Annotated in this window: 24 protein-coding genes; 11 read left to right on the top strand and 13 right to left on the bottom strand. The window is 41.0% G+C overall.

The genetic code is table 11. The features are described from left to right. Window positions 1-3,030, bottom strand: a complete 3,030-nt coding sequence (locus G6053_RS27000) for a TonB-dependent receptor (protein WP_165309146.1) — start codon at window positions 3,028-3,030, stop codon at window positions 1-3. Window positions 3,031-3,385: 355 nt separating this feature from the next. Here G6053_RS27000 and G6053_RS26995 point away from each other — a divergent pair, with 355 nt between their 5' ends. Together G6053_RS26995 and G6053_RS26990 are read left to right on the top strand one after the other, a co-directional pair. Then, entirely contained in the window at window positions 3,386-3,865 is a 480-nt protein-coding gene (locus G6053_RS26995) for a cation:proton antiporter regulatory subunit (protein WP_077438826.1), read from the top strand. Between the two features lie 3 nt (window positions 3,866-3,868). After that, a complete protein-coding gene (locus G6053_RS26990; protein WP_165309145.1) occupies window positions 3,869-5,110 on the top strand; it encodes a cation:proton antiporter in 1,242 nt (413 codons plus the stop codon). A gap of 117 nt (window positions 5,111-5,227) precedes the next feature. On the opposite strand, the gene G6053_RS26985 is transcribed toward G6053_RS26990, so the two are convergent. Both G6053_RS26985 and G6053_RS26980 read right to left on the bottom strand, forming a co-directional pair. After that, window positions 5,228-5,557, bottom strand: coding sequence for an iron-sulfur cluster assembly protein (locus G6053_RS26985; RefSeq protein ID WP_108635015.1), 330 nt, complete (start codon window positions 5,555-5,557; stop codon window positions 5,228-5,230). Further along, window positions 5,554-6,723 (bottom strand): glycosyltransferase family 4 protein, encoded by a 1,170-nt coding sequence (locus tag G6053_RS26980; RefSeq protein ID WP_165309144.1) that lies wholly within the window; start codon window positions 6,721-6,723, stop codon window positions 5,554-5,556. The genes G6053_RS26985 and G6053_RS26980 overlap by 4 nt, the downstream gene beginning before the upstream one ends. Before the next feature lie 110 nt (window positions 6,724-6,833). On the opposite strand from G6053_RS26980, the gene G6053_RS26975 reads away from it, so the two are divergent. The 3 genes from G6053_RS26975 to G6053_RS26965 all read left to right on the top strand — a co-directional run bounded on the left by G6053_RS26975 (window position 6,834) and on the right by G6053_RS26965 (window position 9,391). Continuing rightward, window positions 6,834-7,802, top strand: a complete 969-nt coding sequence (locus G6053_RS26975) for a polyprenyl synthetase family protein (protein WP_165309143.1) — start codon at window positions 6,834-6,836, stop codon at window positions 7,800-7,802. A gap of 83 nt (window positions 7,803-7,885) precedes the next feature. Beyond that, window positions 7,886-8,662 carry an amidohydrolase gene (locus G6053_RS26970; protein WP_108635018.1) on the top strand — a complete coding sequence of 259 codons (777 nt, stop codon included), beginning with the start codon at window positions 7,886-7,888 and terminating at the stop codon, window positions 8,660-8,662. A 285-nt stretch (window positions 8,663-8,947) separates the two neighbouring features. Next, a complete protein-coding gene (locus tag G6053_RS26965; RefSeq protein ID WP_108635019.1) occupies window positions 8,948-9,391 on the top strand; it encodes a MarR family transcriptional regulator in 444 nt (147 codons plus the stop codon). 138 nt (window positions 9,392-9,529) lie between these two features. Here the strand turns inward: G6053_RS26965 and G6053_RS26960 are convergent, their stop codons facing one another. The 4 genes from G6053_RS26960 to G6053_RS26945 all read right to left on the bottom strand — a co-directional run bounded on the left by G6053_RS26960 (window position 9,530) and on the right by G6053_RS26945 (window position 14,921). Further along, window positions 9,530-11,086 carry an FMN-binding glutamate synthase family protein gene (locus G6053_RS26960; RefSeq protein WP_165309142.1) on the bottom strand — a complete coding sequence of 519 codons (1,557 nt, stop codon included), beginning with the start codon at window positions 11,084-11,086 and terminating at the stop codon, window positions 9,530-9,532. Between the two features lie 186 nt (window positions 11,087-11,272). Continuing rightward, window positions 11,273-12,034: a Rossmann-like and DUF2520 domain-containing protein gene (locus G6053_RS26955; RefSeq protein ID WP_165309141.1), complete on the bottom strand. Its 762-nt coding sequence runs from the start codon at window positions 12,032-12,034 to the stop codon at window positions 11,273-11,275. Next, window positions 12,034-14,493, bottom strand: coding sequence for a cytochrome c biogenesis protein CcsA (gene ccsA / locus G6053_RS26950; protein ID WP_165309140.1), 2,460 nt, complete (start codon window positions 14,491-14,493; stop codon window positions 12,034-12,036). Before ccsA ends, G6053_RS26955 begins: the two co-directional genes overlap by 1 nt. A gap of 20 nt (window positions 14,494-14,513) precedes the next feature. Further along, window positions 14,514-14,921: a cytochrome c maturation protein CcmE gene (locus G6053_RS26945; RefSeq protein WP_104383916.1), complete on the bottom strand. Its 408-nt coding sequence runs from the start codon at window positions 14,919-14,921 to the stop codon at window positions 14,514-14,516. A 457-nt stretch (window positions 14,922-15,378) separates the two neighbouring features. Between G6053_RS26945 and G6053_RS26940 the strand changes: the two genes are divergently transcribed. Continuing rightward, the gene (locus tag G6053_RS26940; RefSeq protein WP_108635023.1) at window positions 15,379-16,338 is read left to right on the top strand and encodes a lipid A deacylase LpxR family protein; all 960 of its coding nucleotides are present in this window, start codon (window positions 15,379-15,381) and stop codon (window positions 16,336-16,338) included. On the opposite strand, the gene G6053_RS26935 is transcribed toward G6053_RS26940, so the two are convergent. Beyond that, on the bottom strand, window positions 16,335-17,594 hold the full coding sequence (locus tag G6053_RS26935; protein WP_165309139.1) for a dicarboxylate/amino acid:cation symporter: 1,260 nt from the start codon (window positions 17,592-17,594) through the stop codon (window positions 16,335-16,337). The two genes, G6053_RS26940 and G6053_RS26935, sit on opposite strands and share 4 nt — an antisense overlap. Before the next feature lie 211 nt (window positions 17,595-17,805). Between G6053_RS26935 and mnmD the strand changes: the two genes are divergently transcribed. Further along, the gene (gene mnmD / locus G6053_RS26930) at window positions 17,806-18,486 is read left to right on the top strand and encodes a tRNA (5-methylaminomethyl-2-thiouridine)(34)-methyltransferase MnmD (protein WP_346774514.1); all 681 of its coding nucleotides are present in this window, start codon (window positions 17,806-17,808) and stop codon (window positions 18,484-18,486) included. After that, entirely contained in the window at window positions 18,483-18,695 is a 213-nt protein-coding gene (locus G6053_RS26925; RefSeq protein ID WP_165309138.1) for a hypothetical protein, read from the top strand. The genes mnmD and G6053_RS26925 overlap by 4 nt, the downstream gene beginning before the upstream one ends. A gap of 222 nt (window positions 18,696-18,917) precedes the next feature. On the opposite strand, the gene G6053_RS26920 is transcribed toward G6053_RS26925, so the two are convergent. Further along, the gene (locus tag G6053_RS26920) at window positions 18,918-19,334 is read right to left on the bottom strand and encodes a helix-turn-helix domain-containing protein (protein ID WP_165309137.1); all 417 of its coding nucleotides are present in this window, start codon (window positions 19,332-19,334) and stop codon (window positions 18,918-18,920) included. A 168-nt stretch (window positions 19,335-19,502) separates the two neighbouring features. Here G6053_RS26920 and G6053_RS26915 point away from each other — a divergent pair, with 168 nt between their 5' ends. The 3 genes from G6053_RS26915 (at window position 19,503) to G6053_RS26905 (ending at window position 21,827) form a co-directional block, all read left to right on the top strand. Next, complete coding sequence (locus G6053_RS26915; RefSeq protein ID WP_165309136.1) at window positions 19,503-20,630, top strand: hypothetical protein; 1,128 nt, start codon at window positions 19,503-19,505, stop codon at window positions 20,628-20,630. Between the two features lie 3 nt (window positions 20,631-20,633). After that, window positions 20,634-21,434 (top strand): HEPN domain-containing protein, encoded by an 801-nt coding sequence (locus G6053_RS26910; protein WP_108635028.1) that lies wholly within the window; start codon window positions 20,634-20,636, stop codon window positions 21,432-21,434. A 135-nt stretch (window positions 21,435-21,569) separates the two neighbouring features. Beyond that, window positions 21,570-21,827, top strand: a complete 258-nt coding sequence (locus G6053_RS26905) for a hypothetical protein (RefSeq protein WP_108635029.1) — start codon at window positions 21,570-21,572, stop codon at window positions 21,825-21,827. 89 nt (window positions 21,828-21,916) lie between these two features. On the opposite strand, the gene G6053_RS26900 is transcribed toward G6053_RS26905, so the two are convergent. The 4 genes from G6053_RS26900 to G6053_RS26885 form a co-directional block, all read right to left on the bottom strand. After that, window positions 21,917-22,657 carry a hypothetical protein gene (locus tag G6053_RS26900; protein WP_108635030.1) on the bottom strand — a complete coding sequence of 247 codons (741 nt, stop codon included), beginning with the start codon at window positions 22,655-22,657 and terminating at the stop codon, window positions 21,917-21,919. 539 nt (window positions 22,658-23,196) lie between these two features. Beyond that, a complete protein-coding gene (locus G6053_RS26895; protein WP_165309135.1) occupies window positions 23,197-23,886 on the bottom strand; it encodes an SMUG2 DNA glycosylase family protein in 690 nt (229 codons plus the stop codon). Window positions 23,887-23,984: 98 nt separating this feature from the next. Further along, window positions 23,985-24,482, bottom strand: a complete 498-nt coding sequence (locus tag G6053_RS26890; RefSeq protein ID WP_104383926.1) for a peptidylprolyl isomerase — start codon at window positions 24,480-24,482, stop codon at window positions 23,985-23,987. A 37-nt stretch (window positions 24,483-24,519) separates the two neighbouring features. After that, window positions 24,520-26,520: a thioredoxin domain-containing protein gene (locus G6053_RS26885; protein WP_165309134.1), complete on the bottom strand. Its 2,001-nt coding sequence runs from the start codon at window positions 26,518-26,520 to the stop codon at window positions 24,520-24,522. Between the last annotated feature and the right edge of the window lie 7 nt (window positions 26,521-26,527).

Raw genomic sequence — 26,527 nt, 5'->3', positions numbered from 1 at the left:
TTAGAATTGAACATTTAGCCCCAATGAGAATGTTCTTGCTACCGGATAAGGGTAGGCAATATTTGTTGATGTGGGGTTTCCTGTCGTCGAACTGACACTTAATGCTTCTACATTGTACCCCTTTATTTTGGAGAACGTATAGATATTGCGTGCATTGATAAATGCCCTGACGGACGAAAGATTCAAACGTTCTAGAAAATCGCCTTCAAAGGTATAGCCCAAGCTGAGGTCGCGAATCCGCCAGTACGCTGAATTGATGTAATACGTATGGTTATTGACAGGTGTGTAACCCGGTGACGGTATATCTGTGTTTGGGTTCTCTGGTGTCCAGTAAGGCATATCAGCGAGATAATTTGCGCCATTATTGGGTAGGAAACGCTCGATATTTTTAAAGTCGTCCACTTTTGTGCCGCCAAAAGCACCGTTCATAAATATAGAAAGGGAGAAATTTTTGTAGGTAAAATCATTCCCAATACCGAGGGTATAAGGTGAAATTTTATTTCCCATGACGGTACGGTCGCTGGCATCGATTTTACCATCGTTATTTAAATCAGCTAGTTTAGCATCGCCTGGTTTTGCTTTTGGTTGATAAGAGTTGGCGATATCCTCACCTTCCTGCCATACCCCGATTACTTTGTAATCATAAAAAATGCGTATTGGTTTGCCAATAAGCCAGGCATTGGTCAAATCATCCTTTCCATCTGCCCGCAATTTCGTTATCTTATTGTTGTTGTATGCAAAATTAACCGTTGTATTCCATTGGAAATTGTCATTTTTGGTGGTAACGGCGTTCAAAGTGACTTCAAATCCCTTGTTGGAGGTTTCACCAATATTATTCAAAATGGTATTATAGCCATTCATCACCGGAACTTGCTCGCTCAGCAAAAGATCTGTTGTTTTGGAAGTATAGTAGTCAATTGTTCCAGAAAGACGATTTTTAAGAATGCCAAAATCCAAACCTGCGTTTAAGGAGGATGTCGTTTCCCAGGTCAGGTTGCTTCCTCGTCCATTGAAATTCATCACTAGTCCTTTTACGGGGTCTAGTCCATAGATATAATCCACATTGGTCAATCGGTCATAGGTTTGATAAGGAGATACGGCTTGGTTCCCGTTTTTACCATAAGAAACCCGTAGTTTTAACTGATCAAAGTAATCTTGGACGTTCCCTTCTTTGGAGATTACCCATGCTCCGGCAATCGAAGGAAAGAAGGCATACCTGTTATCAACAGAAAAAGCGCTATAACCGTCCGAACGACCGGTTAATGTCAATAGATAACGATCTTTGAAGGAGTAGTTGATCCGTCCCATATAAGAGATCATCGCTGTATTCTCAAGCTTGGATTCCAATTTCAGATTTTTGGAAGCTGAAGCCATATTGTTGTACCCGGCATCGGAAACGAAATCATCGCCGGTCATTTTAGACGTTTTGAAGTTGGTCTTTTGTGAGGAATAAAGTCCGACCACATTAATTTTATGATCGCCAAAAGTCCGGTCATAAGTCAGTAAATTCTCCCAGGTCCAATCCCAAAAATGTTCATTATAAATCTCTCCCCGACCATTTACACCGCGTCCTGTCAACGTATTTGATCCATAATAGGAGTTTTCATTGATATTTCTGTAGTTCGTGCCGAATGTTGACTTGAAGCTTAACCCTTCAATTGGAAGTTTGACATCTAACCAGGAGTTTGCATATACAGTCCGTCGTGTATTGTCCCATTGACCATTTTCATCGGCAAAAGGGTGACCCCATAATGTTTGGGCATACATCGGATACGTCTCCGCTACACCGTTTTCATTCCGGTTTTTGCTATAGGGAGCTAGTTTTACTACGCTTTCTAAGTTGGGTTGTACACCATCACGATTGCCTTGTGATGCTTGCATGGTCATTCCCAATTTTAACCATGAATTTAGGCTTTGATTGAGATTTAAGTTGACATTGTAGCGTTCGTATGGTGTGTTTTTGACCACGCCATCTTGATTGAGATAGCTTACTGATGCATAGTAATCAGATTTGTCAGTTCCGCCCGAAAAACTGAGCTGATGTTCGTGAATGGGAGCCGCATTGTTAAAGGCTTCATTTTGCCAATTGACTTCTTCGCCTTTTTTATACTGTTCCAGTACATTCGCAAAAAGGTAGTTTTCGGGATTAAGCGCATCACCAGTTTTACCTTTAGCGGCTTGATAGTCGCGCATAAATTGAATGTATTGTGGGCCATTCATCAATTTCAGAAGACGTTCTACACTCTGTAGCCCAAAATAACCATTGTAATTGATGCGCGCTTTTCCAGCCGCACCTTTTTTGGAGGTGATCAAAATGACGCCGTTTGCCGCACGTGATCCATAAATGGCCGTGGAAGAGGCGTCTTTTAATACAGAAATACTCGCAATGGTATTGGAGGAAATATCACCCAATGAGCCGCTGAAAGGGATTCCATCTAAGATGATCAAAGGATTATTGGAAGCAGATATGGAGTTTTCGCCACGTATATTGATCGCTGCGGTTTCCCCGGGTTTAGCATTTCCAGAATTGATTGCTAGACCGGAAATCTTGCCCTGCAGTTTGTCCACGATGTTTGGCGAATTGATCCGCTCGAGGGATTTGGCCTCCACTGTAGCGACACTCCCTGTCAGGTCACTTTTTTTCTGTTTACCGTAACCAACAACGACAACCTCGTCCAACATGTCCTCGGATTTTGTCAGTGTAACTTGAGTTGTTTGGGATACTGGTAGCTCCCGTGCAATAAATCCGATTGAATTAAAGACTAATGTGGCATTTTTTGATGTGACTGTCAGCGTAAATACCCCATCTTGACCAGTGGTGGTTGCTACTGTTGTTCCCTTTTGTTGTACGGTAACCCCGCTGACAGGCTTTCCGGTTTCATCCACCACCTTTCCAGAAACGGATTGTTGTTGGACGACTTGGACAATGGCTGTCTTCGCATTATTAGGGAGCGCTGCAACATAACAAGGTGCTGCTACTGAAAGAATTGTTAAGGGCGTCAGTAGAATGAAATGACTCTTTTTGACCATAGTGTGTAATTTAGATTCGCTAGTTTTAATGGCGGCAAGTATAAAGAAATTCGATGGAGTCATTTCTTTGCTGAGCTGAACAAACGATTGCACGAACTACGAAAACGTTATAGAAATTCAATTTTGTAATAACGTTTTCACCAACAAACGGGGTCGCTGACTGATGTTTTAAATGAATTAAGCGGCCTAAAACTCGTTTTTCTGATCTTTTTTTAGTATTTTGGGGTAATCTGCTTGTTCATGTCCCCTGCTGTCGCGCGGAGAGGATTCGTTTAAGATTGAATTTTTGGTTAAATTTGTTTTTGATAAAACGGCGCTTTGCTGTTATTATGGGTATTTATTTAAATAGAAGATTATGTCTATTGTAAGAGAATCCGATCTGATTGGAATTGGAAAGAAATTTCAAATTGAAACTGATGCGGGAGACAATATGGTTGTTGTGATTCACGATGATGGTCGGCGGGAACTGTATCGTTATGATGATGAAGAGCATGAATCACGGTGTGTGATGACACTTAATGATGATGAGTCTCGTCAGATAGCGGGTATTATAGGCGGTCTATCCTATAAGCCCAAGGCATTGGAAACAATTGAAGTGGCTTTGGATGACTTGCGTATCGAATGGTACAAGCTTGAAGGCAAATGGGAAGGAGCAGGGAAAACGATCGGAGAATTGGAGGTACGGCAACGTACAGGAGCGTCCATTATTGCCGGGATCAGAGATGATGAAACGGTCATCAACCCGGGACCATCTTATCTGATCACTCCGGGAACGACTTTGGTCATCGCCGGAAAGAAAAACAACATCAAACTTTTAAAGGAAATTTTACTGTAATCTATGCTATCACATACCCTAATATTGGAAATTGGAATCGCTGTCGGACTTGTAGCTATTGTTGGATTGATTGCCAACAAGCTTAAGTTTTCCGTTATTCCTTTTTTCATTATTATAGGGATGGTTTTGGGACAACATGCACCGCAGATAGGGTTGGTAGACCTCACATTTACCGAAAGCAAACCCTTTATAGATTTTATGGGCCGGCTAGGGGTGTTGTTCCTCTTATTCTATCTGGGACTAGAGTTTTCAGTTAATCGACTGATTAAATCCGGTAAGGCTATCGTAACCGGAGGAACAATCTATGTACTGCTCAATTTTACCTCGGGACTATTGATCGGTTGGCTGATGGATATACCCTTTAAGGAGATGATGGTGCTGTGTGGTATCATGACCAGCTCTTCGACTGCGATCGTTGCTAAGGTGCTCACTGACCTTAAACGAACGGCAAATCCAGAGACAGAGGTTATTATGGGAATGATCATGTTTGACGACCTGTTTATTGCCATGCACATTTCCTTTCTTTCGGGACTGATATTAACAGGTAGCAGTTCGTTTTGGACCGTAGCAGGGACCTCCTTGCTGGCATTGGGCTTTATCTTAGCCTTTTTGGTTTTGGGCCGTAAATTGGTGCCGGCCATAGACCGTTTATTAAAAGACAAAACTTCCGAACTTTTTATATTGGTCATCTTTGCACTGCTATTTATCGTTGCAGGATTTTCGGAGACCATTCATGTTGCTGAGGCGATCGGTGCTTTGATGGCAGGATTGGTGCTGGCAGATTCACAGTATATTAAGAAAATTGAAGCGATGGTACTGCCTTATAAGGACTTTTTTGGGGCAATGTTTTTCTTCAGCTTCGGACTATCCATAGATATGATGTCGCTGGGGGGAGCCGTGTTGTGGGCTTCTATAGCCGCTGTGGTGACCGTCATGGGTAATCTTGCTTCAGGTTATTTTGCAGCCAAATTCTCGGGAATGAAACCGAAAACTTCTTTTGACATCGGCTTTACCCTGTCCGCCCGCGGAGAGTTTTCGATTATCATGGCCAATATCGGTAAAGCAGGTGCTTTGCTTCCTGTAATTCAGTCATTCGTCGTGGTGTATGTATTGATCCTCTCCATTGTATCGCCGCTTTTGACCAAGGAATCCCGCAAGCTATGGAAATTGCTCTTTGGAAGTGATGCCAATACAGCCAAACCGCTGAAGAAACTGAGCGACCTGGAAAATAATAGTACCGGTTAATGCTAATGTTACTTTTTTGCACTGACCATTAGCAGTTACGATATATTTAAAATAACATCACAATAAAAATGCCTCCGAAAGACTATTAGGAGGCATTAAATATTTCTCAAACGATTTCTACAGGAACCCAAGTTCAAGCTTTGCTTCTTCAGACATCATATCCTTGGTCCAGGGCGGATCAAAAGTCAATTCCACCAAGGCTTCTTTGATCCCCGCTATTCCGGCAACTTTCTCCTGCACTTCATTCATGATTTCACCTGCCACCGGACAGCCGGGTGCGGTGAGTGTCATGACAATTTTTGCAATGCCATCCTCTTTAGTAATAATTTCGTAGACGAGACCCAGATCGACGATATTTGCCGGTTTTAATTCGGGATCATAGATTGTTTCCAGTGTAGCTTGGATCTGAGATGCCAAACCCAGCTTATCCATTACAATAATGCTCATTTGTTCAATTTTTTATCTTCAATAGCGTCTTTATAGATCGCTAATAATTCGCTTTCGTTTATTTCGGGAGTAAATTTACTAAAATAATAGGCAAGACAGGTCTTTCTTATCTCATCTTTTTCATCCGCCGGCTTGGCATTCCACTGCGTCAGACATGCAGTAATTTCTTTATTATTATGCGGATCAAATGTCTGTCCGGTTCTCTGCGGGATGATCAATTCAGGTAAAGGTCCTAATTTTGAACAGAGTACGGCCGTTCCGACGGAGTAAGCTTCAAGGATCGTGATTGGCATTCCTTCGAAACAGATGGAAGGAACGATCAGCGCCTGTGCTGCGGCAACGAGGGGTAAAATTTCCGTCCGGGATTTAAAACCGAGATAGCTGATATTGGAATGCCCGCTTATGCTTTTCACGACCTCCTCTTCCAGTGGTCCGCCACCGATGATACGGAGTTCCAACCTAGTTCCTTTGACGGACTCAATCAGTTGCAATATTCCTTTTTCGTCGGAAAGCCGCCCCACATAAATAAAATAAGACTGGGAGATTTCTGAGCCTATGGTGGCGGGAAAAACAAAATTGGGTTTTACCTCAAACTTTTCGGTAGATATGCTTAATGTTGACTCCGCAAATATAGACTTGGCAAAGCTGCTTAAATTAATATAACGATTCACCTTTTTCCAAGTACCCATTCGACGGTGAAGCCAGTAATTCAGTGCAAGCAGGAATGTTTTGACTGTAGAATTATTAAATGCCTTTTGTCGAACTGCTGTCCAGGGAAATTCTTCATGCAAAGAATCCAGAAATAAATGATTATGATGGTATAGCGTTGCCGAGGGGCAGAGCAGCCTAAAATTGTGCAGTGTCATTACCTGTGGTATACCCAGTTTGGCGATCGTACGTATCAGGAGCGGGCCAGAGGCATAATGCGTGTTATGGAGATGGACAATGTCTGGTTTAAACGCGCGAATTGATTTCTTCACACGCTGTGCTGCAAAGATATTCCAAAAAGATCCTATCGTCTGAAGGGCCCCGCGCCAACCTTTTTTATTTTGAAAGGTCAGGGTATGTACCTCGTGCTCCCGGGATAGGAGCGATGATTCCTGTTGAAAAACAGTGTCTTCACCGCCAGGTGCTTGATAAAATGTATGGATAATCAGTATGCGCATAACAAAAGACTTATACAAATGTACAATTTTGAGCTGACTTGCTTTGGTGGTACAAAATTGCCATTTCTATATGTTATTGCTATATTCGCATGATTCGATCGTAAAGATATATGCAACACTTACAAAAGCTCGTGATAGAGGCGATAGAGACAAGTCAATTTCCTGAAACTCCAACAAATTTATATGATCCGATACGGTATATATTGACTTTGGGCGGCAAGAGGGTTAGACCAGTGCTTACATTGATGGCGGCCGAGTTATTTGGCATGCAAGAAATGGAACAAATTATTCCGGCGGCAAAGGCCGTGGAATTTTTTCATAACTTTTCCCTGATACATGACGATCTGATGGATCAGGCACCCTTGCGAAGGGGAAAAACCACCGTTCATGAAAAATGGGATGCAAATATTGCCATTCTGTCCGGAGATGGACTATTGGTCAAGGCTTACGAAGAAATCTCCAAATGCAATCCGGTCTATTTGCCGGCAACTTTGCGAATTTTGAGTAAGGTGGCCATGGAGGTCTGTGAAGGCCAACAGCTCGATATGGATTATGAAAGCCGCGGATCATTGCTTATGGACGACTATTTGGAGATGATCCGTTTGAAAACATCTGTCCTCTTAGGAGGGGCATTGCAATTGGGCGCTATTCTTTCAGGAGCGAACGAACAGCAGCAGCAACTGATCTATGATTTTGGGGAAAATGTTGGTTTGGCTTTCCAGCTGCAGGACGATATATTGGATGCCTACGGTGATCCCGATACTTTCGGTAAAATCGTTGGCGGTGATATTATAATCAATAAAAAAACCTTTTTACTGGTTAAATTGATGGAGGTTATTGCTCCGGAGGATGTGTCCATGATGCAACATTTATTACATGCAACTGTCGAGGCGGTGCCGACCAAAGTCGAAGATATGCTCAAATTATACGATAAGTATCAGGTCCGAAAATCGGCAGATGAACTAAAGGATGTCTATACCCAGCGTGCATTTGAAAAAATGAGCGCATTGGATGTACCAAAGGAACGTAAGGAAGCGTTATTACTGTTAGCAAATAACCTTTTGGTTAGACAGCAATAGATAGAAAATTCCATTAAAATTCGTATTTTGTCAATAAATGGCTATTTTGTACTAAATAATTAAATAAATTTTAGATAACGTTCATGGATCCTTTAAAAATTACCGTATTTCAAGCATATTTATTCTGGGAAAATATTGAAAAAAATCTGAATAATCTGGCATTGAGGCTATCTGCGTTACGTGAAAAAACAGATTTGATTATTTTACCGGAGATGTTTAATACGGGGTTCACGAACAACGTCGAAAAATGTGCCGAACCAGCCAATGGTCCTACCACGAGATGGCTGTTTGAAATGGCAAGTTCATTAAATTGTGTTGTCGCCGGCTCATTGATCATTGAAGAGGGTGGAAAATACTACAACCGCTTTCTATGGATGTTCCCTGATGGCAAATATGTGAAATACGATAAACGTCATCTTTTTGGCATGTCAAAAGAAAGCGAGTATTTTGAACCCGGCAACGAACGGATTTTAGTCGATATCAAAGGTTGGAAAATATGTCCTATGATCTGTTATGATCTCCGGTTCCCGGTTTGGTCCAAGAATCAAAATGCAGCATACGATATTCTTGTTTATACAGCTAACTGGCCTGATAAGCGTTCGGCACATTGGAGAGCACTTATCCCTGCACGTGCTATTGAAAACCAAGCTTATGTTGTCGGTGTGAACCGGGTGGGGCACGATGGTAATGATATTTATTACTCAGGAGGATCAATGTGCATATCACCGTTAGGTGATGTTGTCTACTATAAGCCCGAAGATGAAGACTTATACACCTTTACTTTAAACCCGAATGACCTGCTAGAGGCTCGTGAAAAATTCCCGTTTCTAAAGGACTCTGATTCGTTTACAATCGGATAACACTTTCTTGCTGCGGGAGAAGTCCTCCTAAAATTAGGTATAAAGACAAGCAATTTTATTTTGTTTGTATCCCTTTTTATTCCTAAATTCAGTCTACTATAAATCGTTTATGATGATTTATTAACATCTATTTATTGCATGTTGATAAAATTTGTTTGACACAACTGTAGAAAAGCGTACTTTAGGCTAAGTATTAGCCAAAATAAGTTTAGTTTTTTTTATCTTGATTTGAGCATAATATGATTAGCAACATAAGTTGCGTAAACAACCATAACCATAATTTATATGTTAGACCAAGATTTAGTATCGCAAGAGTATTTTTATAATTTCCTGACGGGGAAATATTCAATTGCCGTTATGCGGAGATTGCAGCGTAATCTCAAGGAGGCAGGCTTAAGTATTACTTCGGAGCAATGGAGTATTATGTACAATCTTTGGGTAGAAGAGGGACTGACCCAACAGGAGCTGGCAATCCGCACATTCAGAGACAAGCCAAGTGTAACGCGCCTGATCAACAATCTGGAGCGGCTTAATTTGGTTATCCGTGTTAATGATAAAAACGATAGACGTTCGAATTTGATCTATTTGACCAAAACTGGCCGCAAAATGAAGGATGAAGGTATGAAACAGGCCAATAATACGATCGAACAGGCATTGGGAGGGTTGACCGATGATCAAATAGCACTTTCGCATACCGCTTTGCATCGCGTATTATTCAATTTGAAATAGTTATCGGGAATATACTTAGGAATCACATGGATTATGAAATTAGCTGAGCCAAAAGGCCAATAGGGGAAAAGAAAAATAAGAAGCCCTCAGTGTTAATAACGACTGAGGGCTTCTTGTATATAGTTGCTAGACCAAAGATTAATCTTCGAAAAGCTTGCTTTCAAAGTCCGTGTGGCTATTGACCAATTTTCCTTCGGTGCCAAAATAGATCTCCTGAAAACTTAAGGTCCGTATTGCATCCACTTTGCGATAGAATTTGTCAGCGGATACGTCGGCCAAGGTTTTGAACCCACAGGCTTCCATGATCTCAACAGTGGCGCGTAGTGTATTGCGGTGGAATTGAGCAACACGTACGTACTTGTCGTTCACATCCAGTCCTTTGTACAGATGCGGTTGTTGCGTGGCAACACCGACCGGACAAACGTCTTCGTTACATTTCAGGGCCTGAATACAACCTAATGCGAACATCATTCCACGTGCACTATAACATGCGTCGGCACCCAGAGCAATCACTTTTAGGATATCAAAACCAGTAACGATACGGCTTGATACAATGACCTTGATGTGTTTTTTCAGACCGAATGCAATCAGGGTTTTGGTTACAAACGCCAATGCATCATATAGCGGCATGCCGAGGTTGTCCGTAAACTCCAGTGGTGCGGCCCCAGTACCACCCTCAGATCCATCGATAGAAATAAAGTCCGGGAAGATCTGCGTATTTTGCATGGCATTGCAGATGTCCATAAATTCGTGCTTATCACCGATACATATTTTAAATCCGATAGGTTTTCCTCCCGAAAGATCGCGCATCTGTTGGATGAAATGCATCATTTCCGTTGGTGAAGAAAAAGCACTGTGTGCGGGTGGGGACATCACATCCGTGCCGGGAATGACATGGCGTATTGCAGCCACTTCGGGTGTATTCTTTGCGGCCGGTAAGATACCGCCATGACCGGGTTTTGCACCCTGTGAAAGCTTAAGTTCAATCATTTTCACATTTTCACGGTTTGATTTCTCCCTAAAAAGTTCAGGGTCAAATTTACCTTCCGAATTACGACAGCCGAAATAACCGGTACCTACCTGCCAGATCAAATCACCGCCGTTGTTGTGGTAATCACTGATACCACCTTCGCCGGTATTATGCGCAAAATTCTGTAGCGCAGCACCTTTGTTTAAGGCGGTAATAGCAGTTTTGCTCAACGCACCGTAACTCATTGCTGAGATATTGAATACACTTAAGCTATAAGGCTTTTTACAGGCTTCATTCCCAACTTTAGTCCGTAAATCATGGTTTTCAATATGACAGGGAAATACGGAATGCGCAGCCCATTCATTACCAACGGCCTGGGGATCTGTTTGCATACCAAATGCAACTGTCTCGCGCTGATTTTTTGCCCGTTGATAGACAATGGAACGCTGTCTCCTATTGAACGGACGACCATCCATATCGGATTCCCAAAAGTATTGTCTTAATTCGGGACGAATGGATTCAAAGATATAACGAAAGTAACCAACCAAGGGATAATTGCGTAAAATTGCATGTTTGGTCTGGAAACTATGGTATAAGGCGATCAACAATAGCGGGAATGGAATGATCAATAACCAAAACCAGCTCGATGTAAATATAAAGCCAAATGATACAATGATTAAATTAATCACAATCATTATTGAAATAATGAGTTTTCTAACTTCCATAGAAAATACGATTGTTTAGTTTTAATTCGCTATTTTAATGTTTAGTCCAATTGAATATACTATTGCTCAATTAGCATTCCAAAATGCGCTTTTGGACAGAGCAAATGTACTAAAGTTCCCTAAGTAAATAGTTATATTTACTATGCTAGAATAAGTTTTGATAAGTTTATAACTGTTTCTAACAAACTATTTTCTTTTAGTAATCTGATGCGACAAAAGTTGATAGATTTGCTGTAAATCTGGTTTATTGCTAATAAATTTCAAATGTTTTTGCTGTGTTGCTTCATCTCCCCGGATTGCCGGACCTGTCTGAACTGTTATCGGAACGTGATTTTGAACTTTTTCTGCCGTTTCCAAGATGATCGGTCTGACCAGATCAAAGGAAAGATTATGCTCTTCTAATAGCTCATAAGCGAACTGATATAAAATATTTGAAAAGTTGTTGACCATGACTGAAGACAGGTGGATCGCCAATCGTTGCTGTGAATTACACAAGATGCTTCGGGAAGAAAACCTGCGTGTCAGCTGAAGTAAGCTGTTCGCAATGCTTGTATCGCTGCCTTCTACACAAAATGGAATGAGCGAAAAGTCAACGGCTTTGTTTTTGGAGAGTGATTGCGGCGGGTAGATGACACCATAATTCCTGAAGCGGTTCAAAATAGCCATATCGGTAGCTCCAGAGCAGTGCACAACAATCCCTTTGATGTCCTGTGGCATTGTTTCTACAAGTGTGGGAATAGCCTCGTCGGAAACGGCGATAAGATAAAGATCGGCATTGCGCAGCAGTTGGGATAGATCGTCCGTACCCGGGCATTGAAGCGCAAAGGCCAATGCATCCGCATTGGCCTTTGTTTTACTATAGATTTGAACGATCTGATGTCCTAGTTGTTGAAATGCTTGTCCAAAATGCGTTGCGGCATTTCCGCTTCCTAAGATGACAATATTCATTATTTTGCTAGTTTTCGTTTTTCCTCTTTATTTCTTCTGACAATAGACATGATAAAACCAATGGTCATGACAATCGTTCCACACCAAAAGAAATTGATGTAGGGGAATTTGATCGCTTTAAAGACCACCCATTTTTTCTCAGGCAATGGTTTTTGGTAGACCATGATTTCCAGTTTATCCTTGTCCGGTTTGATTCCAGTAAACCTAAATTTAAGACCTTGATCAGTGACATCTTTATTGAAGTCATAAACTCCTCCGTCCTTGATCAAATAAACCGGTTGTACCTCATATTGTTTGTTGTCAGCCGCAAAGACCTTTATTTTCAAACCTACCATCACATCGTTGGGGCCTTTCGGGATTTTTTCTAATTGCGCTTCTTTATTCAGCCCCTCAATGACATAATATCCGTTGCGATAACGTAAGGTATCACCGATGCTGACTTGATAGGTCGCAGGTTCTTCATAATCTTCAAAACCTGTTTTTTCCTCGTCCGCTACTTTGGCGTGCTGCGCCTGACTTTCAGCTGCAGCAGCAGTGATCAGCGTATATACGTCATGTGTAATATAGTGTTTGGTTGCCGGAGTACCGATCAGACCGCCCATCTTGGCATTGTTTTGCGCAAAGGGCTGTAGGATAAATTCTTCTTTCACTTTACCGGTTTCCTCGTCAACACGTTCGTATTTGATTTTGTAATAGGTATTTGGTGCTACAATACTGTCACCGATATAGGTGATTTTATATTCACCCATCTGCACGGGCTGTCCTTCGGTTAGGAATAGGTTTTCACCCGGCTTTTCAACTTTGTCAAATCCCGATACGGCGATGTATCCTGTATTGTTGACCGATATGACTTCATTTGTTGCAGCAGCGACCATTGCGCCGATCAACAGCAGTCCAAAACCAATATGGGCAACCGAAGAACCGGCCAATTTCCACTTACCTTTGACTGCATCACCCAGCACCCGGATATTCGCCAGGATACAAAAGATGCTGGCAAAAGTGATCAGGATATAGATCAGGTTGGTATATGTCTTGGTAAAATAGGAAATAATTGCCGTCAGGATAATGGCTACAGCCAGCGATGCTACAGTAGATGCTAAAAATTTGCGGCTATCCGTGCGTTTGTATTTTAAAAACTGCGTAAATCCGGTCATAATCATAACGATAACCGCAAAACCGGATTGCCATTTATTATAATGTTGGATTGGTTCCAGGGGCGGCGCTACCTTGGTGCCAAAAATCTTGTTAAATACGGGAATGGAGGTAGAGGCAATGATCTGTGCACAGGCAACAGTCAGTACCAAAGCACCAATAAATAACCAGAATTCGCGCGAATAAATATCTTCGTCTTTTTCAGTGATCGGCATCTCTTTCTTTTTAACAACAAGAAAGACAACCATAATCGCTAAAAATGCAACGTTGAATAAGATCAGCTGTCCGCTCATACCTAAGTCGGTGAAAGAGTGGACGGAGGTTTCGCCAAGAACACCACTACGCGTCAGGTAAGATGCATAGATCACCAGCACAAAGCTGATCATCGCTAGAAATGTTGCTGTAAAATATGAATGGCCCGAGTTTTTATAGGCAATCATGACGTGTACCGCCGCGATCAAGGTAAACCAAGGAATAATGGATGCATTTTCTACAGGATCCCAAGCCCAGAATCCGCCAAAGTTAAGCGCTTCGTAAGCCCAGAATGAGCCCATAATAATACCGGCTCCAAGAATCATGACCGCAAATAGCGCCCATGGCAAAGCCGCATTGATCCATTCTTTGTAACGCTTGGTCCATAGGGCACCTGTCGCATAAGCAAAAGGAACAATCATCGATGCAAAACCAAGGAATAAGGTCGGCGGGTGAATCACCATCCAATAATTTTGTAGGAGCGGATTTAAGCCGTTACCGTCTTTAAGTAGTGATAGATAGTTTGCTTCCTTCAGGATAGGGAAATTCATTGCGTCACGTAATAGGATGAATGGGGAACTTCCAATACGTAATCCCAATAATTCAACGCCTATGATCATCGAGGCTAAAAAAGCTTGACAAAGCATCACAAAAGTCATCACGGAAGTTTCCCAGCTTTTGGCTTTGAATAGCAATATCGCTCCTAATACCGTTTGCCAAAAGGTCCACAGCCAGAAACTTCCTTCCTGTCCTTCCCAAAAGCTCGAAATAATATAATAGGTAGGTAGGTCTCTCGAAGAGTGTGCAAACGCGTAATTATATTCAAAAAAGTGGTTGTAAATAATGTAAAATAAAGTTGCGCCGACTGCTACCACAGAAACTGCATTAATCCAGAATGCGATGCGCGCGATCTTTTTCCATGAAGTCTCTTCAGGGTTTTTAGTCGCAAAAAAGTAAGCGATACAAGATAAAAGTGCAGCACCAAAAGAAAGAACAATAAAGAACTGTCCGATCTGCCCAGGGAGCAGGTGCTCACCAACGTAATTAACGTCCATTGAAAAATTGATTTTACAAATTAATTATTGAAAGCTGTGGCATTGATTTCCGTCACGACCGATTTATCGTTATATTTCGAAGGACATTTCATCAATATTTTACTCGCTCTAAACACATTCCCGTCCATTTTACCAGTCAATACAATCTGTTCTGAACGCTCGATGTCCTGCGGTTTTGCACCTCTGAAGACAACCTCGCACTCTGTACCATCATTGTCGTACATGAAAAAGCTGAATTTGTTGGCATCTGTCTTTGGGTCATAGTGGAGCGCCTTATCTTTGTTGAGCTGGCCGACCACATATAGTTCTGTTTTCTTTTCTTTTGCCTCGGAAAATGTCGAGTAGGTACTTGAATCCGTATAGATAACAAGTATCATGGCAATTGCCACTGCAATAATAGCGATTAGAATGATGGAACTTTTTTTCATCCGTTAATTTGTTTATTCATTTAGTCAATTTTCTCTTTTAAGGCATTCATGCTGCCTTCGGCGGTTTCGTTTGCGATGAAGCTATCATGAGCAACTGTTCGGGAAATGATCTGAACAAGTGAGCAGTTATGACAGTTTCGTTCGTAGTATTTGTTTATGTATTTGCGACCACCTTCAGAGATTTTATGTTTCCCTTAAAATAAATTAGCTGTCAATAGCAAAGAGCGCTTTACATGCGGTCATTTTGACAATAACTGACACTTAATCGAATGCAAAATTACAAATAGATTTGCGAAGAAAGGAATAATGCAACTTTTCGACATTATTTATATTTGTTCTAAATAGGTTGTTGTGTCTGAAAAAATGAGGTATATTTGGATGCTTTTGAATAATTTAAGTCGAGATTTAATATTTTGTCGCAGTTTATATCGCATGAATTTTACAATTGCCTGTTAATATGAGTGTTGCTTTGCGGTCGTTACTGCTCTTATATGGAATTATATTTCCATTTTTTTTGGTCTTTGGGCAGGTGAGGTTGCGCAATCAGGAACTTTCTATTCAGAATGACAATGATGTCTATCTATTGATCGGCCAGGACAGGTATTATACCAATGGCATCAATGTCAACTATCGTATTGCGCTACCGCCAAGTGGCACTTCAGAAATTTCAAATACAGTACTGGACTTTGAACTTGGACAACGGATCTACAATGGTATTAGCATGATGGATTACCGTCGGCAAAATAAGAAATATGACCGGCCTTTTGCGGGGTACCTGTATTTGAGTGCCGCGGCGACCCATTTTTTGAAGGCGGAGCAAGTTGTTGAACTGAAAGTGGAGTTTGGGCAAATCGGATCCCGGTCATACGGTGAGGAAGCACAGAAGTTTATCCACCATCTTTTTGGAATGTATGAGGCCACAGGTTGGGAAACGGAACTGCGCAATGCCTTTGGTGTGGATCTGCAGGCAAAATATCTGAAAGGAATTTACCGGAATGAAACGCAGTCCTTTGATCTTGGTGTGATAGGAGAAGGAGTTTTGGGCATGAACAATACCAATATCGAAGCTGGAATTCCGATACGTGCAGGTAAACTTAAATCGTACCACGCTTCGACCTTTACCCATGGACATTTGACGCAAGCCCGCAGTGACAACGAGAAGGAATGGTATTTTGTTTATCAACCTAGTTTTGCTCGCGTTTTTTATAATTCCACCATACAGGGCGGATTGGGGAAGGATGATCCTATCGGCGCATTATATCAGATTGAACCTTGGATGCTAAGTCACCGGATAGGCTTCAGCTGGTCCAACCACAAGGTCAATTATGGCATTAATTATATTTTCAATTCCAAGGAACTTAAGTCTGTCTTTCATCGGCATCAATACGGACAGATATTCTTTACTTATCGCTTTTAGCCGTTATTTACTGTTGTTTCCGTGATTGGATCAGAGAGTTTCTGTCCGATGAGTCTGGTGGTCAACATCGCAGCCACGCTGTCGCCGGTCGCGTTGAGCATCGTCGCCAACGGATCTACTAAAGTCGCAATAATCATAATCGAGGGGATGACTTCTGTCGGCATTTGATAAACTGATATGATGAGCATCTCGCCGATATATCCACCGTTTGGAATACCACCGGCAACGATGCTGACCAGCAAGGTAATCCCGACAGCCATAACCAAATTGGTTGGTTCAAAAAAATCTTGTCCACTCAACAGCAGTGCAATGTAAATTTTAAAGATACAGGCGATGGCTGAACCATGTTTATGCAGGGTCGTGCCTAGCGGGATGACGACACTGGCGACGGTATCGGGTACGCCAATCTGTTTTGCTGCCAATAAGTTGGCCGGCATGGTGGCGAGGCTGCTGCAACTGCTGAGCGCAGTCAGAGAAGGTAAAATATTGTTTTGCCAGTATCGTTTGACACCTTTGAGACCAAATGCAAGAAAGGCAAAAAGACTAAATATCGTGAAGAAGTAGAGTAAACCAAAAATATAATAGAGACCGATGGGTTTGGCATAAAAGCCAAAGAGCTGTGGGCCAAGCGTACCGACTTGATAGGCAAAGTAAGCGCCAAGACCAATAGGGGCCAGATTCATAACCATGACCAATAAATTGCCCATGACAGCATTTCCGGAATTGATAAATTTTCGGAACATATCAGCGGAATCACCCGATCTGCGTGTGGCGATCCCCACTAAAAATGAGAATATCACAAAGGCCAGCATATTCTGGCGGGATAATAGACTGGAAAATTCACTAACAGTCAGGAACCGGACCATTTTCTCGCCCCAGGAATCCTGTGTAGCTGTATCGATGACATCTTTGGCCTGCTCAACCGGAAGGTCTGAACTGACGGGAAACAGATAGAGGAAAATAACACTGCTAACACCGGCAACGACAATCCCGACCACAAATACCAGCGACATCATGCCAATGATACGACCCAACACACTGTCACCTTCGATATTGGCGACCGATGAGGCTATTGCAAAAAATACCAGGGGTATGACACTGACAAAGAGCAAGTTTAGGAAGATATCCCCAATTGGCTTCAGGTTATTCACAAAATGTGGAAAAAATATGCCGATTAAACTTCCGATACTGATGCCAAGGAGCAACAATAGGATGCTGCCATAGTTCTGTATAAAAGTTTTTGCCGAGTATGCCATTAGGTTCAGTAATTGTTTCGTGTTTACGACGCTAAAATAATCTTTTTATCTATTATTTTCATTTAACACTTCGATAAAGATTAATCGGGATTTATTCAAACCAGCTTTTTATCTTTGAACGAATCTTCTGATGGAAGACCGCCGCCGTATGGGGCCTTATTCATGGCTTGTTGGGCTGAGGGGGCGTAAGGGATATTTGATTTTTTTAATAATGAGTATGACGAACATGGATTTTGTAACAACGGGAGATGGCTCGAAGACATTGTACAATGCGGAGATCGGTGAATGCTACCATTCAAAGCACGGTGCTGTCCAGGAAAGTAGGCATGTATTTATCAAAACCGGTTTGGATCACTATGTGCAAAAGACAGGAGCTTCGGATGTCTCCATTCTGGAAGTAGGATTCGGTACCGGACTTAACTTTCTGCAAACAGCAGACTACATCCGGGATAAGTCAATTCAGGTAGACTATGTTGGAATCGAAGGTTTTCCGTTACCGCTAGCGACCGTTGCCGCAACGGGATACAATGAGACCGTCGATGCAGCAGTTTGGTCAGCCTATGTGAATAATTATGAAGGCGCATTGCAGCGGTCGGTCCGAATTCACGAGCGTTTACAGTTCTACATTGCTCATACTTTATTGATGGATTTCCAATCCGAAAAAGGGTTTGACGTGGTGTATTTTGATGCTTTTGCTGCCATACATCAGCCCGAAATGTGGAATGATACGGCATTGGCGCATGTGGCCCAGTTCGTTAAACCGGGCGGCGTTTTTGTTACTTATGCCATTACGGGCAATCTCAAACGCAGTATGAAATCTTTGGGCTTTTCCATCGAGAAAGCTCCCGGGGCACCGGGAAAAAGAGAAATGTTGCGTGCTACAAAGCAATGAAAGATAAGCTAAGATTCTTGCGTGCTATTGCAGCTCATGTACAGATTGATTATCGTACCGATCCATCCGAACTTGAACAACTGATTCTGAAGATAATGGAAAATTATGAAAGCGATGTGATCAAGCTATTTTTCAAACCAGACTCGTGGTCGAGCCATCAACGAACTTTTAAGGCAATGGTCTATAGTAGATTGGAGGATTTGAGGTGATTTGTACTTCCACCGACTGAGTCCGTCTTAAATAGGCGCCTTTATTGACCAAATCTGTAATATCACGCAATGCGGTATCAGTAGATATGATCAATAAGGAATATTTACCGCAAAAAAAGCGGAGAATAAACTGCTTATTCTCCGCTTTTTTATAAACTTCAATGATTTATATCATTACTTCCGTCTAATAACATTCCATATCAGATCGCTTTAGATAATAGATTATTTATCCTTTAGCAGCCTCTCTAAATACTCCACCTTGGATTTTTCGGCTTCTAAAAGGCGTTCGTAGAGTCTTTTATTTTCTTCATATGCTTCGATGAGTTTATCAAGCGGATTAAAGGTCGGATGTATATTTATTGCATTTAGTGTAGATGTGTCGTGGCTTGTAAAAGTGTTATTTATTATATTAAACACAGCTTCTTCATCAAAATTCTCAATAGCTTCTGGAGTAACACCTAATGCTTCCGCTACCTGAGCCAATAGGCTTGCTTCTATCTCAGCACTACGTTCCATATTGGATACTGCTTGTTGACTTACACCCAGTTCGAATGCTAAAGCCTCTTGTTTCATTCCCCTAAGTTCGCGGATACGACAGATTTTTCTTCCTATATGGTTTGTTGTGTTGGTTGTACTCATAAGTCCAAAGTTAACAAATATTCAGTGTTTAAGATACGAAATATCTTTAGATGGTACAAAACAAGGAATCCTAGTGGGATACAAACTGTGCTAGGTATTTTACAAGTGGTTTTGGTTCGGTACGTAGATGATACTGTGTTTATTTGTGTAATTCAAATCCATTTCACTATGCATCATGTAGAATATCAAGGTAGTTACATCACATTACTAACCGAAAAAGAAATACTAAATCCATATTCCGTATTAAAAAAGACATTCAACGAGTTTTCATCCCCAACGCACATACAGGATGAACTATTTGAAATCTTGACATTGGCAATACGTCGAAATTATTGGATGACTTATGAGTCTCCATTGGTAATCTATAAAAAGTATAAGAAATTATTACGTCTGTTTGAAGCGGGATGGCTGATCGAGAAAATAAGACCTGATCTTAGTTTATCTGAAAAGTTCAGTATTTCTTATACAAATATTAAAATCAAGACGCGGGAAAGGGAAAGAATTATTACGAATTCTGATCCCATTTCCAATGCTTATCAAGCACTGGTCAGTATATACAGTTCGGATCCTTTGTATTCATTAAGAAGTGACCTCTTCAATCTGTTGTTTGAAGGATTAATGCCCACTTGTGTTAATTATTCTTGTGAATTCGATGATTATATGGCGAAAGCGGTGCAGCAAATGAACATTTTGATCAGTACCTTACATATCATTGACAGGCACGAACAGAGGAACGTGTTATCTCCCCGAGATGTGGAAATATTGACGAAGGAAAGAGATAAATTTATAGCAAGGGACACGCTTTATGATTACGACGTTGACTTATATCATGTATTCAGATATTCGAAAAAGGAAGATTTAATAACAGCGATACTTATTTCGAAAGAAATTTTGAATACAAACAATTTCTGGAAGCTACACGGCAATCCTGCGAATATATTGTATTATTATCACGATCTTCTTTTTATTCTTGATGGTTATTGGGGGCATTATCAAAACATTCTTGAGGATGGAAAGGATATCAATACCAAATGGAAATATCCTAAGGATAAAAAGCAAGAGTTGTACAGTATGGGATATAAATGGATTAAAAGGCCTTGGAAATATCTACACGACCAATTTGAAAAAAAATCTGTTCAAGAATGGCGCGGTATGCTAGAATTATGTTTGGAGGATGTATTTAGCAATCGGCAAATCGGATATAGAGTTGATCGCAACAATAACGAAGTACTCGATTTCATCAGGGAGCTGCTGTATTTGGATGAACTTAATGCCTATGAGCCAAAAATCTATTAAGACATGGAACCACTAAATAAGGAGGAGGGTTTGGAAAATATAGTCTCCCAAATAACTTCCAAATACAATATCGAGCAGATTTATCTGAATTCCTATGAAAGGGAAATATTGCCATACGAACTAATTATCCTTGTATCCAACAAGTATGTTAATAATTTAGGCGATCTTGTTCCAAAGATTATGAATACTATACGGGAATATCCGCAATATAAAGTAATGTGTTATGTGGCTTTTCAAGCAAAGGATAAGATTAGGGAAGGGAATCTATTTCTGTTTACGTCTTGTCAGCCCCAAAAACGCATTTACACCAAGGAAAAATCTGAATTTGTGCCGTTACCCAAAAATTTTGATTTCACAAAATGTAAGGGGCTCGCCATTGCCTTGAAAAATAGGGAACAACAGAAAATAGATGAATTTAAAGAAGGATATTACCATTTTAGCGTAACGGGAAAATTTTCTTTGGCTTCTTTCATGTTGCACCAAGCTATCGAGCTTACTTATCGTTATCTAGAGCTTTTGCTTGTTGCAAAGGAGAGAATTACGCATTCGATCCGATACCATCATCTGTATCTGAAGGAAATCAGTTCTATTTATGCTGGCGTGTTTGATGAAGACGATCACAATGATATCGTTTTGCTCCAAGTTTTGGAAGATATATACCGCTCAACCCGTTACGAAGACAATTTTGAGATCGACCTCGATACCTTAAAACGATTAGAGGTCAAGATGGAAGCATTACATGCAAATGCTGAACAGATTTTTGAAGGTATTATTGCTTTGTTTGAGCGGAAAGTTATTTGTTGAATTAGGAATTTTATGAACGTAATGGATATCTTACCGATTACGAGGTTAAAGAAGCCAAAGAAGATGTTACCAACGGGAAAATAATGTAAATTAGCTTTTACAATGAGAGTTAAAGAAATAGAGGATTATTAAGATATGAAAGCATACGAATTGAGCCTTAAGGATAAGAGGGATGCGGAAAGTATTCGCCTTACAGCGGAACGTATAGGCATGGAGAAAGGTATGGAAAAAGGCATGAAAAAGGGAATAGAAAAAGGTCGGCAAGAGGAGCGAGCGAAAGCTGAAGCCGAGAAACGAATCTCAGCCTTAAAGATGTTAAAGAGCGGTTTTGATTCCAAGGTCATAGCTGATATTATAGGATTGTCAATTGAGGAGATTGAGAAATTGAAATAGTGTGTTTAATCGAATCGCCCTTCGGTGATATCAATAATAAACAATTAAGGTATTTCTTTCTCTATCGTGCCCATGCCTATATTTTGCTTTTAAGATTCAATAATAAATGCACCGACAATTGCCGCGGGATGCAGTTCTTTATTATTTAGTAGGGAATAATCTTCGCGAAATCTTTCATAGTATTCGATATTCATTCCAATAAGTACGGTCTCAGCATCTTGATCGTTCACATCAAACCGTAATTCTTCCAATTCAACAGTTCTAGAATCTGCCTGTAAGCATAAAGAAATCTGGTGTTTGTGCCTACGGACATAGATCTGTTTTTCGAAATTGAATACCACAATCATCAGATTTATTTTCATGAGATTACAGTATTTTGGACGATGAATATCGTTTTGCATGTCAAATTTTGGGAATTGTATGGCAATTTGTTTTGTATCCAACAATTTTATTTCTGGGTCGAAATGCATGTAGTCGTGCATATGGCATTTGTCGTTGAATTGAAAGTTTACCAGCCGATCGATCTTTCCGCCTCGAATTGTCTTTTCACCCACGGGCGCTCTGTTTGGCCGGGTTACTCTTTTTAATTGGTTGATCAGGCGATTGTGCATATTGCTATCGTGCAATTTGAGATGAACTTCTCCCATTATATGTCGTATGCGGGATCCTGCAGTACTCGCGTGACCAAAATCTATTGCAGCTGCTTTTGTGGCCTTCGTTTGTTTTGTCTTACGCCCTGGGCCAGTCTGCACAATAGTTTTTTCATTTGATTTTCGAAAGACAAGGTTCCCAACCAAGCCTTTCAGATTACCGTTTTCTAGTATAGCCATAGGTTGAATTTAGGGAATTAAAATGCTGATAAACAAATATTTGTTTATTTTTAAGGAATTTGAAATAGGCTTTTACCAGCAATTATTAAATTCATAATAGCTAGTAAAAGCCTATTATGAAAATTGCATGGATATTTTTATCAGTGACGTAGGCAAGGATCTTTTTCGAATTTGGTATGGGTGTAAAACCGCTGCTTCGATGGAGGTTCGATGCAGCATCGTATCTGCTTCGATACAGCTTCGTACCATAGTCGAGATGAGTCTGTGGTGAGAGCGACATGTGTCCGTGGTGAGTCCGAGTTAAAGTCGGAGCCATGAGGGTAAGACTTCTTTCTCAAGCCGCTATTACTAGGGCGCAGTGTCGAAGAAGAGGCGAATAAGTGTCGTATGAAGGCCGAATGGGAGTCGAAGGGGCCTCGAATACCGTATATAACACGGACTCCAGATCGAAGTAATATGAATCCGGTCTATCGTTCGAGGGTAATGCTTATTAACAATTTTAGTTCTGAATTACAGTTTATTAACATAGTTACTAACATTTATAAGCCACTCAATGAATGAATATAATTGTCTATATATAGTTGTTTGTCCTTGGATTTATATTGTTGGATATAGCGTGGGTGATCCAGAATAATCATCTCTCCAAATAGTTTTTCTTCTTTGTTGATTTTTGCGAGGAAAGTAGCATTTTTCTTTCCCAGAACGAAGACTTCGTCAGTTTTCAGTCCCATTGAAATATGTTGTTTTAGCGATTCCACCATAAATGGCTTTACCATTTCAAAAAGCTGCTTATTGTCATAATAGTTTGCATTAATCCAGTTGTTGGGCTTTTTATGCTGGACTATGGCCAGCGGAAAAGGGGAATTGATGTAAAACTGTTGATAGAAGATATCAGGCCCGCCGTAGGCTTCAATCATATCATACATAAAGACCGAAGAGATTTCATGGGTATGAGCGGATTGCATTTTTATCCCACAGGCACTGTATAATCGTTTGGTATCGGTAAAAGGAACACCGGTGACACCTGCACCATGCCTACTTGGATTGATCCCGATAATAAATTTACGTTTTAGATTGTCGTGATAGTATTTATGATAGAATTGTCCCATCACAACTAGTGTCTCCGGGTTATCGAGGTAGGGATTGATGACATTAAAATCGGAAGGAAGATTTCCGTGATAGTGAAGTTGTTTGTTAAATGTAATTACTTTCTCGGCAAATGTGGGCATAAAGGATGTTTTGGAAACAAGTTACATATTTTGAGTTAAGTAAAATAAAAAAAGAGCGTCAATTGACGCCCTTTTCCTGTTTATATTTTGATCCCTGATTAGTGACCTTGCGTTCCATCTACACCATGAGAATGTCCGTGGGACAATTCTTCTTCAGTAGCGGGGCGTACAGTTAAGATTTCGATATCGAAATTTAACGTTTTACCAGCCATTGGGTGATTTAAGTCAGCAATAACAATTTCTGGAGTTACCTCAGCAACTACCGCGCGGAATTGGTTTCCTTGGTTGTCCTGCAAAGGCAATACTTCACCAACTGGAGGTAAACCTGTCTCTTTGAACATGTCTACAGGTAATTGAGCGAATGCTCTTTCGTCTTTTTCGCCGTAAGCATCTTCTGGTACCAATTCGAAAGAAATTTTGTCACCCACGTTTAAGTCAGCGATGTTTTCTTCAAATTTAGGCAACATCATACCTACACCATATAAGAAGTCTAAAGGTTGTTCTGCAGTTGTTTCTTCAACGAAAACTTTTTCACCGTTTTCTACTGTGTGAAGTCTGTACGTCAATGCTACGACGTCGTTTGCTTTTATAGCCATCTGATTTTGATTTTTGGAGCCCTAAGGCTACCGTTTATTAAATATAATTTATTAACGCTGTTATGGAATCTTGTGGAAGACTGCACGTCTTATTTTTACAAAGATATGCTTTTGTTTCCTTTCCGATTCTATTCTCAAGGAGAGGAAGACTTTCTTCCGTGCCGCCGAGTACAATTTTGTTTGGGATATAATGTTGATCTAGTTCCTCACGAAAAGCTAATGCTCCCTCGCCTGTCAATGCAATTTCATTGATCCCATATATTTCTTCTAGCAATAATATTGCCCAATTTGAATAAGCGGAGCCGTAAGTTTTGATTTGAGGAAATACATTCGCCAGCAATTGATCAGCTATGGCGGTATAATTCTCATCATCAAAAAGTAAACCCAAACGTTTCAACTGACGGACCATCGTGGAGGAGGAGGCGGGAATGACGTTGTCCATGATTTCACTTTTTCGGGCGATCAGCTCCTCGGCTTCGGATGAAGTATAGTAAAATGTTTTCTGCTCCGCATCATAAAATAATCCGATTGCTTTGTCAGCCAATTGCCGTGCAATGGTCAACCATTTTTGATCAAATGTGGCTTCATATAAAGTGATAAAGGCTTCTATGGTGAAAGCATAATCATCCAAAAAACCCAATATCGCACGGTTTGCATCTCGTGGCTGATGCAATATGGAGTTATTATCCTGAATCAGTTCCGTGCAAATAAACTGTGCATTGTTCAGGGCGAGATCCAGAAAATGATTGTTTCCTAGACTGCGGTAAGCATCAATTAGCCCTTTCAATAAGAGGGCATTCCAGGTGGTCAATAGCTTATGATCCAAACCCGGCCGTACGCGTTGTTCACGATAATCAAATAGTTTCCGCTTGGAAGTTTTTAAAAAATCTGCCCATTCGTCAGCTGACATATTGACCTTCGTGGCAAGTTGGTCTGCATTAATGGCGCAAATGGGAACATTCGTATGTTCTTCTTCCCAGTTACCTTCTTCGGTAATATTAAAATATTGACTAAATAGCTCGGCGTCTTTGCCCAATACTTCATCGAATTCGGCTTTTGAAAAAGAGTAGTATTTTCCTTCAATACCTTCACTATCGGCGTCCAATGCGCTGTAGAAACCATGGTTGGGGGCAAGCATCTCCCTTTCGGCCCAGACAATCGTTTCTTCTATTATTCTTTTATAAAATGGGTCTTTATTCTGTTGATAAGCTTCGGCATAAAGGGAAAGTAATTGACCATTGTCATAAAGCATTTTTTCAAAATGGGGGATATGCCAGTAGTGGTCTACTGAATAGCGTGCAAAACCACCCCCAATCTGGTCATAGATTCCCCCGGAACCGATTTTTTTCAAGGTAAAATGGACATGGTTCAGGATTTCTTGATCATTCGTAAGAACTGCATACTTTAAAAAGAACAGCCAGTTGTTGGGCAGCGGAAATTTAGGCGCTCTTTCATAGCCACCTTCTTTCTGGTCGAATGTTTCGCTCCAGGGTAAAACGATAGCTTCGAGATCTTTATGCGTATATTGCTCGGGAATAGGATGGATGGGAAGTTTCTCCGCCCGTTGGATCCCATTCTCCAATTTGTTGGCATAATCCAAAGCGACCTCAGGCTTTTCTTCCCACATTTGTACAATCTGTAACAGGATATTCTGCCAGTCATGGGGTTTGAAATAAGTGCCGCCATAAATTGGACGACCATCGGGCAGGCAGATGCAATTCAACGGCCATCCACCGGCATTGGTCATCAGTTGGACAGCGAGCATGTATACTTGGTCGATATCAGGGCGTTCCTCGCGGTCGATTTTGATGGGCACGAAAAACTTGTTCATGGTCTGTGCAATAGCCGAGTTCTCAAAGCTCTCCCGTTCCATCACATGACACCAATGGCAGGCTGAATAGCCAATGCTGACAATAATAAGTTTATTTTCTTCCTTCGCCTTTTTTAGGGCTTCCGCTCCCCAAGGCATCCAATCCACGGGATTGTGCGCATGCTGCTTCAGGTAAGGAGAGTTTTCAAACTGCAGTTGATTCGCCATAGGACGA

Origin of the sequence: Sphingobacterium sp. DR205 (assembly GCF_011064245.1) — a bacterium.
In the GTDB taxonomy this organism is placed as follows: Bacteria; Bacteroidota; Bacteroidia; order Sphingobacteriales; family Sphingobacteriaceae; genus Sphingobacterium; species Sphingobacterium athyrii.
The sequence above is the reverse complement of the archived record's forward strand: the minus strand, read 5'-3'. Positions and strand labels throughout refer to the sequence as shown.

Excerpts from the sequence above, each read along its gene's own strand:
- G6053_RS27000 (WP_165309146.1), bottom strand. The coding sequence starts at position 3,030 with ATGGTCAAAAAGAGTCATTTCATTCTACTGACGCCCTTAACAATTCTT.
- G6053_RS26995 (WP_077438826.1), top strand. The coding sequence starts at position 3,386 with ATGTCTATTGTAAGAGAATCCGATCTGATTGGAATTGGAAAGAAATTT.
- G6053_RS26990 (WP_165309145.1), top strand. The coding sequence starts at position 3,869 with ATGCTATCACATACCCTAATATTGGAAATTGGAATCGCTGTCGGACTT.
- G6053_RS26985 (WP_108635015.1), bottom strand. The coding sequence starts at position 5,557 with ATGAGCATTATTGTAATGGATAAGCTGGGTTTGGCATCTCAGATCCAA.
- G6053_RS26980 (WP_165309144.1), bottom strand. The coding sequence starts at position 6,723 with ATGCGCATACTGATTATCCATACATTTTATCAAGCACCTGGCGGTGAA.
- G6053_RS26975 (WP_165309143.1), top strand. The coding sequence starts at position 6,834 with ATGCAACACTTACAAAAGCTCGTGATAGAGGCGATAGAGACAAGTCAA.
- G6053_RS26970 (WP_108635018.1), top strand. The coding sequence starts at position 7,886 with ATGGATCCTTTAAAAATTACCGTATTTCAAGCATATTTATTCTGGGAA.
- G6053_RS26965 (WP_108635019.1), top strand. The coding sequence starts at position 8,948 with ATGTTAGACCAAGATTTAGTATCGCAAGAGTATTTTTATAATTTCCTG.
- G6053_RS26960 (WP_165309142.1), bottom strand. The coding sequence starts at position 11,086 with ATGGAAGTTAGAAAACTCATTATTTCAATAATGATTGTGATTAATTTA.
- G6053_RS26955 (WP_165309141.1), bottom strand. The coding sequence starts at position 12,034 with ATGAATATTGTCATCTTAGGAAGCGGAAATGCCGCAACGCATTTTGGA.
- ccsA (WP_165309140.1), bottom strand. The coding sequence starts at position 14,493 with ATGGACGTTAATTACGTTGGTGAGCACCTGCTCCCTGGGCAGATCGGA.
- G6053_RS26945 (WP_104383916.1), bottom strand. The coding sequence starts at position 14,921 with ATGAAAAAAAGTTCCATCATTCTAATCGCTATTATTGCAGTGGCAATT.
- G6053_RS26940 (WP_108635023.1), top strand. The coding sequence starts at position 15,379 with ATGAGTGTTGCTTTGCGGTCGTTACTGCTCTTATATGGAATTATATTT.
- G6053_RS26935 (WP_165309139.1), bottom strand. The coding sequence starts at position 17,594 with ATGGCATACTCGGCAAAAACTTTTATACAGAACTATGGCAGCATCCTA.
- mnmD (WP_346774514.1), top strand. The coding sequence starts at position 17,806 with ATGAGTATGACGAACATGGATTTTGTAACAACGGGAGATGGCTCGAAG.
- G6053_RS26925 (WP_165309138.1), top strand. The coding sequence starts at position 18,483 with ATGAAAGATAAGCTAAGATTCTTGCGTGCTATTGCAGCTCATGTACAG.
- G6053_RS26920 (WP_165309137.1), bottom strand. The coding sequence starts at position 19,334 with ATGAGTACAACCAACACAACAAACCATATAGGAAGAAAAATCTGTCGT.
- G6053_RS26915 (WP_165309136.1), top strand. The coding sequence starts at position 19,503 with ATGCATCATGTAGAATATCAAGGTAGTTACATCACATTACTAACCGAA.
- G6053_RS26910 (WP_108635028.1), top strand. The coding sequence starts at position 20,634 with ATGGAACCACTAAATAAGGAGGAGGGTTTGGAAAATATAGTCTCCCAA.
- G6053_RS26905 (WP_108635029.1), top strand. The coding sequence starts at position 21,570 with ATGAAAGCATACGAATTGAGCCTTAAGGATAAGAGGGATGCGGAAAGT.
- G6053_RS26900 (WP_108635030.1), bottom strand. The coding sequence starts at position 22,657 with ATGGCTATACTAGAAAACGGTAATCTGAAAGGCTTGGTTGGGAACCTT.
- G6053_RS26895 (WP_165309135.1), bottom strand. The coding sequence starts at position 23,886 with ATGCCCACATTTGCCGAGAAAGTAATTACATTTAACAAACAACTTCAC.
- G6053_RS26890 (WP_104383926.1), bottom strand. The coding sequence starts at position 24,482 with ATGGCTATAAAAGCAAACGACGTCGTAGCATTGACGTACAGACTTCAC.
- G6053_RS26885 (WP_165309134.1), bottom strand. The coding sequence starts at position 26,520 with ATGGCGAATCAACTGCAGTTTGAAAACTCTCCTTACCTGAAGCAGCAT.